Source organism: Pelagivirga sediminicola (assembly GCF_003072125.1).
Taxonomy (GTDB): domain Bacteria; phylum Pseudomonadota; class Alphaproteobacteria; order Rhodobacterales; family Rhodobacteraceae; genus Roseovarius; species Roseovarius sediminicola.
Window position 1 is genome coordinate 36,520 of the sequence record NZ_QCYH01000011.1, and the last position, 13,880, is coordinate 50,399.

11 protein-coding genes are annotated in these 13,880 nt (G+C 67.0%); 10 read left to right on the forward strand and 1 reads right to left on the reverse strand.

Going from position 1 to position 13,880, the window contains the following annotated elements:
- Positions 1-54: 54 nt before the first annotated feature.
- Complete coding sequence (locus DC366_RS15470; RefSeq protein WP_243405162.1) at positions 55-1,620, reverse strand: ABC transporter substrate-binding protein; 1,566 nt, start codon at positions 1,618-1,620, stop codon at positions 55-57.
- Positions 1,621-1,831: 211 nt separating this feature from the next.
- Between DC366_RS15470 and DC366_RS15475 the strand changes: the two genes are divergently transcribed.
- Genes DC366_RS15475 through DC366_RS15520 form a run of 10 tightly spaced genes read left to right on the forward strand, consistent with a single transcriptional unit; the run spans position 1,832 to position 13,868 of the window.
- Positions 1,832-2,860 (forward strand): histone deacetylase family protein, encoded by a 1,029-nt coding sequence (locus DC366_RS15475; protein WP_108693129.1) that lies wholly within the window; start codon positions 1,832-1,834, stop codon positions 2,858-2,860.
- Positions 2,857-4,419, forward strand: a complete 1,563-nt coding sequence (locus DC366_RS15480; RefSeq protein WP_108693130.1) for an acetolactate synthase large subunit — start codon at positions 2,857-2,859, stop codon at positions 4,417-4,419. The genes DC366_RS15475 and DC366_RS15480 overlap by 4 nt, the downstream gene beginning before the upstream one ends.
- A gap of 18 nt (positions 4,420-4,437) precedes the next feature.
- Positions 4,438-5,727 carry an ArgE/DapE family deacylase gene (locus DC366_RS15485; RefSeq protein WP_108693131.1) on the forward strand — a complete coding sequence of 430 codons (1,290 nt, stop codon included), beginning with the start codon at positions 4,438-4,440 and terminating at the stop codon, positions 5,725-5,727.
- Positions 5,727-6,836 (forward strand): phosphotransferase, encoded by a 1,110-nt coding sequence (locus tag DC366_RS15490; RefSeq protein ID WP_108693132.1) that lies wholly within the window; start codon positions 5,727-5,729, stop codon positions 6,834-6,836. The genes DC366_RS15485 and DC366_RS15490 overlap by 1 nt, the downstream gene beginning before the upstream one ends.
- A 16-nt stretch (positions 6,837-6,852) precedes the next feature.
- On the forward strand, positions 6,853-8,145 hold the full coding sequence (locus DC366_RS15495) for an aspartate aminotransferase family protein (protein WP_108693171.1): 1,293 nt from the start codon (positions 6,853-6,855) through the stop codon (positions 8,143-8,145).
- Complete coding sequence (locus DC366_RS15500; RefSeq protein WP_108693133.1) at positions 8,142-8,774, forward strand: lysophospholipid acyltransferase family protein; 633 nt, start codon at positions 8,142-8,144, stop codon at positions 8,772-8,774. The genes DC366_RS15495 and DC366_RS15500 overlap by 4 nt, the downstream gene beginning before the upstream one ends.
- Positions 8,775-8,776: 2 nt before the next feature.
- Positions 8,777-9,712 (forward strand): phosphatidate cytidylyltransferase, encoded by a 936-nt coding sequence (locus tag DC366_RS15505; protein WP_108693134.1) that lies wholly within the window; start codon positions 8,777-8,779, stop codon positions 9,710-9,712.
- Positions 9,709-10,104, forward strand: coding sequence for a hypothetical protein (locus tag DC366_RS15510; RefSeq protein ID WP_207768735.1), 396 nt, complete (start codon positions 9,709-9,711; stop codon positions 10,102-10,104). Before DC366_RS15505 ends, DC366_RS15510 begins: the two co-directional genes overlap by 4 nt.
- Positions 10,097-10,744, forward strand: a complete 648-nt coding sequence (locus DC366_RS15515) for a CDP-alcohol phosphatidyltransferase family protein (RefSeq protein WP_108693135.1) — start codon at positions 10,097-10,099, stop codon at positions 10,742-10,744. The genes DC366_RS15510 and DC366_RS15515 overlap by 8 nt, the downstream gene beginning before the upstream one ends.
- A gap of 55 nt (positions 10,745-10,799) precedes the next feature.
- Positions 10,800-13,868: a CheR family methyltransferase gene (locus DC366_RS15520; protein ID WP_207768736.1), complete on the forward strand. Its 3,069-nt coding sequence runs from the start codon at positions 10,800-10,802 to the stop codon at positions 13,866-13,868.
- The last annotated feature ends 12 nt before the right edge of the window (positions 13,869-13,880 follow it).

A 13,880-nucleotide genomic window follows, 5' to 3' on the forward strand; every position in this document is an offset into this window, starting at 1 on the left:
AGTGTCAGATGGGTCCGGGACACCGCAGCGCCCCGGACCGGAGGGCCGAAACCCTTATTTCTGGTCGATCCAGACGAACCGGAAGCCGTCATTCACGCCGAACGCGGTGTTGACCGGGTTCTTGATGTTGCAGCGATAGATGGTCGGAAAGCCCAGCTCCAGCAGCCACAGGTTCGGCACGTCCGAGACGATCTGATCCTGGATGGTCTTGTAGGCCGCGCGGCGCTCTTCGGGGTCGGCCATCAGCGCGGCCTCGTCCCAGAGCTTGTCCAGCTCGGGGTTCTGGTAGTTGGCGACGTTGTTCCACGGGCTGCCCGGCTCGGCATTGTCGCCCATGTAGGAGCGCGAGACGCCAAGCGCCGGATCGCCGTACTGGTAGAGATAGGTGAAGGCCAGATCGAAATCGCGGTCCGACACCTTCTGGTTCCAGCCCGCCACGTCCGAGGGGACGATCTCGACACTCATGCCGATCTCGGTCAGGTTCTGCTTGACCGCTTCGGCCCAACGCTGCCACGTCTCGCCGTAGGGCAGGCCCAGAAGGCGGATCGTCTCGCCATCATAGCTGGATTCCTCCAGCAGCGCCTTGGCCTTTTCGGGATCATAGCCGATGTCGGGCGTATCCTCGGCATAGAACTTGGTCGCCGAGGACACGGGGCCGGTCGCGACCTTGCCCAGACCGTTCCACAGCGCATCGCGCGCGAACTGGCGGTCCAGCGCGTGCATCATCGCCTGACGCACCTTCAGGTCATCCAGCGGCTTGTTGTTCAGGTTGATCCAGATCCACGAATGGGGGCCGAAATACTCGAAACCCTTTTCGGTGACGCAGGTATTGTCCATCTCGCGCACGCGCGGCACGTCGAAATTCTCGATCGAGCCGCCGGACAGCACATCGACCTTGCCGGTTTCATAGGCCACCGCGCGCGAGGCCGCGTCGGGGATGATGTGGTAATAGACCTCGTCCACGTAGGGCAAGCCGTCCATGTAATAGTCTTCGTTCTTGACGAAGTGGATATAGCTGCCCTTGACCCACTCATCGAACTTGAAGGGGCCGGTGCCGATGGGCGTGTTGTTGGCCGGGTTGTTGGCGAAATCGGTGCCCTCGTAGATATGCTTCGGCAGCATCGGGGCCGTGCCGGTCTCGAAGATGCCGAGGAAGGGGCCGAAGGGGTTCTTGAGGTTGAAGACGATGGTGTGATCGTCGGGGGTTTCGATGCTTTCGACATGCTCCAGATAGGTGCGCATGCGGCTGTGCGTCTCGCGCAGGAACACGTCGATCGAGAATTTCGCATCCTCGGAGGTGAACGGCTCGCCGTCATGGAAAACCACGCCTTCGCGCAGATGGAAGGTGTAGGTCTTGCCGTCGTCGGAAATCTCCCACGATTCGGCCAGCTGCGGTTCGGGCGTCAGGTCGAAATTGTAGCGCAGAAAGCTCTCGTAGATGTCGCCGGCGACCATCTGGGTCGGGCCGTTCTGGATGAGACCGATCATCAGGCTGGGCGGCTCAGGCTGCACCACGACGTTGAGCGTGCCGCCCGATTGCGGCTCGCCGTCCTGCGCCGCCAGCGGTCCGGCCAGCACCAGCGCCAGCGCCGCAACGGCAAGTTTCATTGGTTTGAACATCTGTCTTCCCTGTCGGTTATGGTTGGCAGTTTCTTCTTTGTGTCCCGCAGAATACCGTTTTCTTTGCCGACTTCCACCCTTTTCCTTAACCAATTCCGGGGGGCCTTCAGATTTTGACGCATGATGCATCATTGTGATTGAACGGCGAAATCAAACCTGCGATTACTGTGTCGATCCCGCCCGAAGGGGTGGTTGCGAAAGGACCGAAGTGATGAAAGTCTTCTTTGACGCGCGCCAGCTGGGCCATGCGCCGACAACCTATTTTCGCCGCGGCGCCGCGATGCCGCATCAGGAACAGCCGCAGCGCGCCGAGATCCTGCGCGACATGCTGCTGGCGAATGATTTCGCCATAACCGCCCCCGCCGATAACGGGCTGGACCCGATCAAGGCGGTGCACAATCCGGACTATGTCGATTTCCTGCCGGACGCCCATGCGCGTTTCGTCGAAAGCGCCGGGCCGGATGCGCTGGCGATCCCGACGATGCATCCCGGTCTGCGCCGCGGCAAGGAGCCGAAGGATATTCACGGCCAGCTGGGCTGGTGGATGACCGACACCTCGACGCCGCTGACCGCCGGGACGTGGGATGCGGCCTATTGGTCTGCGCAGTCGGCGATCAGCGCCGCCGATGCGGTGGCGCAGGACGCGCGCGCGTCCTATGCGCTGTGCCGGCCGCCGGGCCACCATGCGATGCGCGATTGCGCCAACGGGTTCTGTTTCTTCAACAACGCCTGCATCGCGGCCGAGCGGCTGCGCAAGACCTATGGCAAGGTCGCGCTGATCGATGTCGATGTGCATACCGGCAACGGCTCGCTCGATATCCTCTACGCGCGCGGCGACATCTTCTTTGTCTCGCTGCATCCCGATCCGGCGACCTATCCCACCTTCTATCTGGGCCATGCCGATGAGACCGGCGAGGGCGAGGGCGAAGGCGCGTCGCTGAACATCCTGCTGGAGCAGGGCGCCAGCCAGGACGATGTGCTGGCCGCGCTGGACCGCGCGCTGGAGGCGATCCGCGGTTTCGGCGCCGAGGCGCTGGTTGTCTCGCTGGGCTTCGACATGGCCGCCGACGATCCGCTGGCGGCGGTGCAGGTCTATCCCGAAGGCTTTGCCGAAATGGCGCGCCGCCTCGCCGCGCTGGACCTGCCCACCGTGCTGGTGCAGGAAGGGGGGTATCTGGGCCCGTCGCTGGCCGACAATGCCCGATCCTTCCTGACCAGTTTTCGCGAGGCGACAAGATGACCGATACACCCAAGACGATGAATGGCGCCGAAAGCGTCGTGCGCAGCCTGCACAAGGGCGGCGTCGATGTGTGTTTCGCCAATCCCGGCACCTCCGAGATGCAGTTCGTCGATGCGCTGGACCGCACCAAGCTGATGCATTGCGTTCTGGGCCTGTTCGAGGGGGTCGTGACCGGCGCCGCCGACGGTTATGCGCGCATGGCGGGCAAGCCTGCGGTGACGCTGCTGCATCTTGCGCCCGGTTTCGCCAACGCCGCCGCGAACCTGCACAACGCGCGCAAGGGGCGCGTGCCGGTGCTGAACCTCGTGGGCGATCACGCGCTGCGCCACCAGCAATATGACGCGCCGCTCTCGGCGGATGTCGAGGCGGCCTGTGCGCCCTTCTCGGACTGGGTGAAATCGGGCACTGATGCGGGCAGTTTCGCCGCCGACGCGATGCAGGCGCTGGCCGTGACCAAGGGCCGGCCGGGGCGCGTTGCCTCGCTGATCGCGCCGGCCGATATCGGCTGGGACGAGGGCGGGCAGATGGCCGGGGCGATTGCCCCGGACGGCCCCGCGCCGCTGGACGAGGACGCGCTGAGCGCCGCCGTCGCGGCACTGGAGTCGGGCCAGCGGACCCTCATCATTGCCGGAAATTCGGTGCTGGAGGACACGAGCGCGCTGGCGCAGCTGCGCGGCATCGCGGACAAGACGGGCGCGGATCTGCTGGCGCCCACGTCGAACCGGCGGATCGAGCGGGGGCAGGGCCGCGCGGCACTGGCCAAGATCCCCTATCCGATCAACATGGCGCTGGAGACGCTCGCGCCCTACGCCCGCGCCATCCTGATCGAGACGGTGCCGCCCGTCGCGTTCTTTGCCTATCCCGGCCGGCCCAGCCTGCTGCTGCCCGAAAATTGCGACACTGTTACGCTGTGCAGTGTCGATGGCGATGGCCCCGCCACAATCGCCGCGCTGGCGGACCGCCTCGGCGCGGCGCCCGCCAAGGTGCAGGACAGGCTCGTGCCCGCGCGGCCCCAAGGGGGGGCGATCACGCTGAAGAACATCGGGGCCGCGCTGGCCAACGCGCTGCCCGAGGATGCGATCATCATCGACGAGGCCGTGTCGTCCGGCGGCGATACCTATCCCGCGGGCGACGCGGCGCGGCCCAATTCGTGGCTGTCGCTGACCGGCGGGTCCATCGGCATCGGCATCCCGCTGTCGGCGGGCGCGGCCATTGCCTGCCCGGACCGCCCGGTGATCACGATACAGGCCGACGGCTCGGCGATGTACACCATTCAGGGCCTCTGGACGCAGGCGCGCGAAGGGTCCAACGTGACCACGATCATCCTGGCCAACCGCGCCTATGAGATCCTCAAGGGCGAGCTGCACAATGTCGGCGCGCAGCCGGGCCCCGATGCGCTGTCGATGCTGAACCTTGACCGGCCTCACTTGGATTTCGTGGCGATGGCCAAGGGCATGGGCGTGCCGGGCCGCCGGGTCGAGGATGTGGCCGAGCTGATGCAGGCCATCGAGGACGCCGCGAAGGAGCCCGGCCCCTACCTGATCGAAGCGATGCTGTAACCGGCGAAAGGACAGAAAATGGCACTGCAAGCAGACCTGCAAGACAAGATCATTCAGGCCGTCGCCGACGGTTTTGATGATCAGATCGCCTTTACCCAGGAGCTGGTGCGCATGCCCTCGCTGCGCGGGCACGAGCACCCCATTCAGGATTTCGTGCATCGCGCGCTGCAATCGCGCGGCTATGCGATGGACCGCTTTTACATGGACCGCGAGGCGATCGCGGCCCATCCCGGCGGCTCCAAGTTCTCGGACGATCATTCCGACGCGCCCATCGTCGTCGGCATCCACCGCCCGCGCGAGGAAAAGGGCCGCTCGCTGATCCTGCAATCGCATCTGGACGTGGTGCCCGAAGGGCTGCACGACATGTGGTCGGACGCGCCCTTTTCCGCCAGGATCGAGGGCGACTGGATGTATGGCCGCGGCGCCGGCGACATGAAGGCAGGGGCCGCCGCCAACATATTTGCGCTGGATGCGCTGCGCCGGATCGGGCTGCAACCTGCCGCGACGGTCTATGTGCAATCGGTCGTCGAGGAGGAAAGCACCGGCAACGGCGCGCTGCAGACCTTCCTGCAAGGCTATACCGCCGATGCCGTCTTCATCCCCGAGCCCGAAGAGGAAATGCTGGTGCGCGCCAATACCGGCGTTCTGTGGTTTCAGGTGCAAGTGCGCGGTGTGCCCGTGCATGTGCGCGAGATGGGCGAGGGCGCGAATGCCATCGACGGCGCCACCCGCATCATGGCCGTGCTGCGCGAGATGGAGGAGGACTGGAACGCCGAGAAGGGCGAGCATCCCCATTTCGAGGACGAGGCGCATCCCATCAACCTCAATATCGGCAAGATCGAGGGCGGCGACTGGGCCTCGTCCGTGCCGTCGTGGTGCAACATCGACTGCCGCGTTTCGATCTATCCGGGGCGCAGCGCCGATGACGCGGCCCGCGAGATCACCGAGCGCATCGCCGCCTTTGCGCAAAAGGACAGCTTCCTGTCCAACAACCCGCCCAAGGTGGTCTTCAACGGCTTTCACGCCGAGGGCTATGTGCTGGAGCCGGGGACCGAGGCCGAGGCGGTGCTGGGCCGCGCGCATGAGAGCGCGATCGGCGCGCCGCTGGAATCGTTCATGACGGCGGGGTATCTGGATACGCGGGTCTATGCGCTCTACAACAAGATCCCGGCGCTGTGCTATGGGCCGAAATCGCGCAACATCCACGGCATCGACGAATGTGTCAGCCTTGAATCGGTCAAGCGGATCACAGCCGCCATGGCGCTGTTCATCGCCGAGTGGTGCGGCACGGAGGCGGCAGACGCGTGATGCGCGCCGCGTCCCTTGGCACGGCCCTGCCCCCCGTCATCGACCTGGCGCCGCCCGCATCCCCCATGGGGGATGCCGATCTGCTGGCTCAGGACGCTCCGGCCATCACGCTGGCGGGCGCGGCGGATCTGGCGCGCGATCTTTATGGCATCACCGGCGACATCCGCCAGCTGAGCGCCGAGAAGGACGCCAATTTCCGCATCCGTCTGGACGGCGGCGAAGAGGCGCTGCTCAAGATCACGAACGCCGCCGAGGATCGCGCCGTGACGGACATGCAGACGCAGGTGCTGATCCATCTGGCCGCCGTCGATCCCACCCTGCCGGTGCCGCGCGTTCATGCGTCCCTGTCGGGCGCGGCGAGCGAGATCATCAGCGGCGCGGCGGGGCAGTCGCATGTCGTGCGCCTGCTGGGCTATCTGCCCGGCACGGTTCTGGCCGGGGCCGAGGCGGCGCCCGCCATGCACGAGGATCTGGGCGTTCTGCTGGGCCGGCTGACGCGGGCGATGCGCGGGTTCTTTCACCCCGCCGCGGGGCACGAGCTGCAATGGGACATCAAGCAGGCCCACCGCCTGCGCCCCATGCTGGAGGCGGTGGCAGAGGACGATCTGCGCGCCCGCCTGACCGCGCTTCTGGACCGGTTCGATGCCGACATTGCGCCGCAGCTGCCGCATCTGCGCGCGCAGGTGGTGCATAATGACTTCAACCCGCACAACCTGCTGGTCGATGCGGCCCGCGCCACACGGCCGACCGGCATCATCGATTTCGGCGACATGGTGCACACGCCGGTCGCCTGCGATCTGGCGGTTGCCTGCTCGTATCAGATTGTCGCGGGGCCGGACCCGCTGGCGCATATCACCCGGATGATCCGCGGCTATAGCCGCATCATGCCGCTGGAGGAGGAAGAGATCGCGCTTTTGCCCGACCTGATCCGCCTGCGCCACCTGACGACCCTGACACTGGGCGCCTGGCGCGCGCGGCGCTATCCCCAGAATGCGGACTATATCCTGCGCAACACCGCCGCATCGCGGCGCGGCCTCAGCGCGCTGGACGCCATGGCGCCGGGCGCGCCCGCCGCCGCCCTGCGCGAAGCCGCGCGCGTGCGTGCCTGAAAAGGAGAGCAACGTCATGACGATGGTCAATGCCTATGATGGCAGCGCCGACGGTCTGAGCGAGGCGGAGGCCGCGCTGATCGCCCGCCGCCAGAAGGCCCTCGGCCCGGCCTACCGCCTCTTTTACGAGCAGCCGCTGCATCCCGTGCGCGGCGAGGGCGTCTGGCTGTGGGACAAGGGCGGCAAGCGGTATCTGGATGCCTATAACAACGTCGTGTCGGTCGGCCATTGCCACCCGCATGTGACCGCCGCCATCGCCGCGCAGGCGGGCGTGCTGAACACCCATACGCGTTATCTGCACGATGCGCCGGTGGACTATGCCGAGCGGCTGCTCGCCACGATGCCGGACGCGCTGGGGCATGTGATGTTCACCTGCACCGGGTCCGAGGCGAACGACCTGGCGCTGCGCATCACGCGCGCGCATCTGGGGCGGCAGGGTATCATCGCCACGCGCAACGCCTATCACGGCGTGACCGAGGCGGTGTCCGAGCTGTCGCCCTCGCTGGGCGACTATGTCCCGCGCGGCGCGCGCGTCCGGCTGATCGACGCGCCCGATGGCGGCCCCGATCAGGGCGCGCGGATGGCCGCCGATCTGGCGCGCGCGATCGCGGAGATGCGCGCAGGCGGGACCGAGCCTGCGGCCTTCATCTGCGACACGGTGTTTTCCAGCGATGGGCTGTTTCCAGATCCCGCAGGGTTCCTTGCCCCCGCGGTGGAGCTGATCCGCGCCGAGGGCGGCATCTTCATCGCCGACGAGGTGCAGCCGGGTTTCGCGCGCACCGGCGATGCGTTCTGGGGCTTTCAGCGGCACGGTGTGGTGCCGGACATGGTGACGATGGGCAAGCCGATGGGCAACGGCTTTCCCGTCTCCGGCGTCGCGATGCGCCCCGAACTGGTGCAGGATTTCGGCGAGAAGGCGCGCTATTTCAACACCTTCGGCGGCAATCCGGTGGCCTGCGCCGCCGGCATGGCCGTGCTGGACGTGATCGAGGATGAGGGCCTGCAGGAAAATTCGCGCGTCGTCGGCGGATGGCTGAAGGCCGGTCTGCAGGATCTGGCGGAGGGGCGCGAGGATTTCGGCAACCTGCGCGGCTGCGGGCTGTTCGTTGCGGCCGATTTCACCCGCGACGGCCAGCCTGACGGCGCCCGCGCGCGGCAGGTCGTGAACCACATGCGCCAGAACGGCGTGCTGATCAGCGCGACAGGGCCCGCGGGCAACATGCTGAAGATCCGCCCGCCGCTGGTGATGCGGCAGGCCGAGGCGCAGATGCTGCTCGATGCGGTCGCCGCGGCGCTGGCCGCCGGATGAGCGTCGCCGCGCGCGCCGCCGCGATGCTGATCGCCGGGTTCGCCCGCGCCGTCACCGCCGTGCGCGGCATCTGGCAGGGCGTCGCGCCGGTGCCGGGCCAGCGCATCTATTTCGCCAACCACAACAGCCACGGTGATTTCGTGCTGGTCTGGACCGTCCTGCCGCGCGCCCTGCGCCGCCGCACGCGCCCCGTGGCGGGGGCCGATTACTGGCTGGCCTCGCCGCTGCGCCGGTTCATCGGGCGCGACGTGTTCAACGCCGTCCTGATCGACCGCAACCCCGATACGCGCACCGCCGATCCGGTGCTGCAGATGGGCAATGCGCTGGCCGCGGGCGACAGCCTGATCCTGTTTCCCGAAGGCACGCGCAACATGGGAGGCGAGCGGCTTTTGCCGTTCAAGTCGGGCCTTTATCACCTTGCCGCGCAGAACCCCGACATCGACATGGTGCCGGTCTGGATCGACAACCTCAACCGGGTGATGCCCAAGGGCGCGCTGGTGCCTGTGCCGCTGATCTGCACCGTCACCTTCGGCGCGCCGATGCGGCTGAGCGGCGGCGAGGACAAGGCAGATTTCCTGCGCCGCGCCGAGGCGGCGCTGACCGCACTCGCGCCAAGTGAAAAGGGCTGACCATGGACACGCATTTCATCATCCTTCTGGCCTGCGTTCTGGCCGTGCTGCTGATCGCCACGGCGGCGGCGCAAGTGCTGAAGCGCCGCGCCGCGCCCGGCGATCTGACGATCCAGAACCTGACGGCGCGCATCAATGCGTGGTGGGTCATGGTGGCGGTCATCGCGCTGGCCTTCGCCTTCGGCGCCGCGGGGGTGGTGATCCTGTTCGCGCTCTGCTCCTTCGCGGCGCTGCGCGAATTCCTGACGCTGACCAACACGCGCGCCGCCGATCACTGGGCGCTGGTGGCGGCCGTGTTCGTCGTGCTGCCGCTGCAATACATACTGGTCGGAATCGGCTGGTATGGGCTCTACTCCATCATGATCCCGGTCTATGCGTTCCTCTTCATGCCGATCCTGTCGGCGCTGCGCGGGCAGACCGAGAACTTCCTGATCGCCGTATCCGAGGCGCAATGGGCGCTGATGATCGCCGTCTTCTGCGTCAGCCACGTGCCCGCGCTGCTGAGCCTCCAGATCCCCGGATACGAGGGGCGCAACCTCTTCCTGATCTTTTTCCTGATCGTCGTGGTGCAATCGTCGGACGTGCTGCAATATGTCTGGGGCAAGCTGCTGGGCCGGCGCAAGATCGCGCCGAACCTGTCGCCCTCCAAGACTCTGGAGGGGCTGGTGGGCGGCGTGCTCAGCGCCAGCGTGCTGGGCGCGGCGCTGTTCTGGATCACGCCGTTCACGGTGGTGCAGGCGTTCGGCCTGTCGCTGGTGATCACGCTGATGGGGTTCTTCGGCGGACTCGTCATGTCGGCGATCAAACGCGACCGGGGGGTCAAGGATTGGGGCCACCTGATTGCCGGGCATGGCGGGTTCATCGACCGGCTGGATTCGGTGATCTTCTCGGCGCCGATCTTTTTCCACATCGTGCGCTTTTACTGGGACGTGCATTGACCCTCGCGCGGCTCATGGCCTCGACGCCGCTGCATGTCGCGGTGGGGGTCGCGGCAATGGGGGGCTGGGCCGCCTTCGCCAATGCCGCGCACGGGCCGCGCGCGATGCTGCTGGCCGCGCTGGTGCAGGGCGCGATCTCGGGGCTGCTGACGCTGGGGCTGAAACGCTCGGTCGACTGGATGCGCCCGCGTCTGAGGCGTTTGCTGGGCTATTGGGTGCCGCCGCTGGCGGCGATCTGCGGCTCGGCGCTGCTGCTGGTCACGGCGCATCTGGCGGCGGGCACGCCCGAGGTGGGGCACACGGTGGCGGTGCCGCTGGCGGTGTCGCTGTGTTATATCTTTGCCTACAACATCTTGCGGCAGCACCGCGCGGGAAGGACCTGGAATGGCTGATCTGAAAAACCGCCGCCCTCTGGGCAGCCGGGACACGAAATGGGCCGCCCGCGGCGCCGCCCTGCTGGCCGCGCGCGGCGCGGCGCCCAACGCCATATCGCAGGCCAGCATGGTCGCGGCGCTGGTGGCCGCGCTCGCCTTTGCCGGCACCGCCCGGACGGGCGGGGCAGGGGCGGACGCCGCGCTGCTGATCCTAGGCGCGCTGGGGTGCCAGATCCGGCTGCTTTGCAACCTCTTTGACGGCATGGTCGCCGTCGAGGCGGGGCAAAGCGCGCCTGACGGCCCCTTGTGGAACGAGTGGCCGGACCGGGTGTCGGATCTGCTGATCCTTTTCGGGGCGGGGATCGGCGCGGGGCATCCGGCGCTGGGGCTGGCGGCGGGTGCGATGGCGGTGCTGGCCGCCTATACCCGCGAGCTGGGCGCGAGTATAGGCCTTGCGCCCGATTTCACCGGCCCCATGGCCAAGCCGCAGCGCATGGCGGCCATCACGATTGCGGCCCTGATCGCCCTGTTCGAGCCGCTTTTCGCGGCGCCCGGCACCGTGTTGACCGCCGCGCTGTGGATCGTCGCGCTCGGCGCCGCGCTGACCAGCGTCCGGCGCGCCGCGCGCATCCGTGCGGGGCTGCTTGCGCGGGGGTAGAATCCCTATGGCGTTCACAACCGCTTGTCCCTAGTCTGGCCCGATGGATAACGATATGCCCCTCATCGTCGGCATCGGCGCGTCGGCCGGCGGGATCGCGGCGGTGTCACAGCTGCTGAACGCGGTGCCGAAGGACAGCGGCATGGCGTTCATCGTCGTCACCCACCTGAACCCGGACCGCGAAAGCCTGCTGCAGACGGTGCTGGCCCAAAAGACCGAGATGACCATCAGGATCGCCGAGGATGGCGCCGCGATCGAGGTCGGCACCGTCTATGTCATGCCCGAAGCGGTCTTGCTGACGGTCGAGGATGGCCGCCTGAAGCTGACCGGCGACGATCCCAATTCGCGCGAGCGCAAGCCGATCGATCTGTTCTTTGCCGCGCTGGCCGAGGATCAGAAGGAAAACGCCGTCGCCATCGTGCTGTCGGGCGGCGCCGGTGACGGCACGCTGGGCGTCAAGGTGATCAAGGAAAACGGCGGCATCACCATGGCGCAGGTCGAGAACGGCCATGCGCCGCTGAACCCCGAAATGCCGCAAAGCGCCATCGCCACGGGGCTTGTCGATTTTGCCCTGCCCCCCGCCGACATGCCCGCCAAGCTGATCGAGATCCGCGAGGGCCGCGCCACGCTGGATGCGCTGGTTCTGGCGGCGGGAAAGGACGGCACGGCGCGCCCGCGCGACGTGCAGGCCCGCATCAGCCGCAAACTGCGCGAGGTGTCGGGGCATGATTTCTCGGGCTACAAGAGCAAGACCTTCTTTCGCCGGGTCGCGCGGCGCATGCAGGTGCGGCGCATCCCCGATCTGGCCGCCTATTGCGATCTGCTGGACAGCGATACCGAGGAGGTGACGGCGCTGTTCCGCGATCTGCTGATCAGCGTGACCAACTTCTTTCGCGATGCCGATGCCTTCGCCGCGCTGGAGACCGCCGTCATCCCCGAGATCTGCAAGGACCGCAGCGCCGCCGCGCCCGTGCGCATCTGGGTGCCTGCCTGCACCACCGGCGAGGAGGTCTATTCGCTGGCGATCCTGCTGCACGAGCATATGGGCACCGATACCGAGGCGCCCCCCGTGCAGATCTTCGGCACCGACATCGACGATCCGGCCCTGTCCATCGCCCGCCAGGCGCGCTATCCCGAGCAACTGCTGCGCGGTGTCAGCGCCGAGCGGCTGGAGCGGTATTTCGTGCGCGACGGGGCCAGCTACATGGTCTGCAAGAAGGTGCGCGAGATGTGCATCTTCTCGCCGCATAACGTGATCGGCGATCCGCCCTTTTCGCGGATGGACATGGTGTCCTGCCGCAACCTGCTGATCTATTTCGGCCCCGAACTGCAGCAACAGATCATCCCCACCTTTCATTATGCGCTGAAACCCGGCGGCTACCTGTTCCTCGGCACGTCCGAAAGCATCAGCCATTACAGCAACCTGTTCGACACCATCGACAAGAAGCACCGCATCTTTCAGGCCAAGGACCATCCCAGCCGGCACTGGTCCCCCGGCGAGCTGACGCAGCGCAGCACATCGGGCAGCGCGGGCAATGACCGCCCCGAGGGATTGTCGGGCATCCAGCTGCGCCACAAGGTCGAGCGGCATATCCTGGACCGCCACACCCCCGCCCATGCCGTCGTCCGCCAGACCGGCGAGATCGTCTTTGCCTCGGGCGGCACGGGTGGCCTGCTGGAACTGCCGCGCGGAGAGCCGACCAATCATCTGCTGGACATGGTGCCCAAGAACATGCGCCTTGAGCTGCGCGCGCTGCTGCGGCAGGTGGTCGAAAACGAGCGTCCGGCGCAGCGCGCCAACATCACCGTCACGGCGCCCACCGGTCAGCGCCAGCGCCTGACCGTCAAGGTCGAGCCGCTGCGCGGCCATGGTCTGGGCGAGCGTCTGTTCATGGTGCTGTTCCAGATCACGGATGACACGGGCGCACAGCACGGCGGCGCCGATGCCGACCGCAGCACCGAGGCCGCCGAGGACGAGGTTCGCGAGATGCGCGAGCGGCTGCAATCTACCGTCGAGGAATACGAGACCGCGCTGGAAGAGCTGAAATCCTCCAACGAGGAGCTGGTTTCCGTCAACGAAGAGGCGCAATCCACCAACGAAGAGCTGGAAGCCTCCCGCGAAGAGATGCAATCGCTCAACGAGGAGCTGAACACCATCAACGCCGAGCTGAGCGGCAAGATCGAGGAGCTGGACCGCGCCAACACCGACATGCGCAACCTGTTCGAGGCCACGCAGATCGCCACCGTGTTTCTGGATGCCAACCTGTCGATCCGCAGCTTCACCCCCGCCGCCGCCGCGCTGTTCGCGCTGCGCGCCGCCGATGTGGGGCGCCCCCTGTCCGAGCTGGCCAGCGTCAGCGATTATCCCGAACTGAACACGCATATCGATCAGGTGCTTCAGACCGGCACGGTGCTGACCCATCGGCTGCACCGGTACGAGGGCAAGTCCAGCTATCTGGTGCGCATCACGCCCTATCTGTCCGGCGCGCAGGACAAGGTGGAGGGCGCGGTCGTCACGCTGGTGGACATCACCCACCTGGCCGAGGCGGAGGCCCAGCAAAAGGTGCTGATCGAGGAGCTGAACCACCGCGTGCGCAACATGCTTGCGGTGGTGTCGTCGATCGTGCGCACGTCGCTGCGCGGCAAGAACGTGCCGACCGACGTGGTCGAGACGCTGACGAACCGTCTGCACGGAATGGCGCGCGCCTATGGGCTGCTGTCGGAAACCGCATGGACCGCCGTCGGCCTGCGCGACATCGCGGCGCAGGAGCTGTCCCCCTTCGGCGCCGAAAGCAGCACCATGGAGGGCCCCGCCGTGCAGCTTCAGCCGGCGCAGGCGCTGGCCGTGGGCATGATCATGCACGAGCTGGCCACCAATGCGGCCAAATACGGCGCGCTGTCCCGCCGCGCCGGCCGGGTCAAGGTGACATGGGCGCAAGAGGACGGCCATGTGCTGCTGGACTGGGCCGAGACCGGCGGACCCGCCGTCGAGCCGCCGGGCGAGACCGGCTTTGGCTTCGTCCTGATCCGCGGGCAGGCCGAACAGCAGCTGGACGGCGAGGTGGACGTCGATTTCGCGTCAGGCGGGCTGCACCTGAAGCTGAAGTTTCCCCTGCCGTCCTGACGCTGTCTCGCC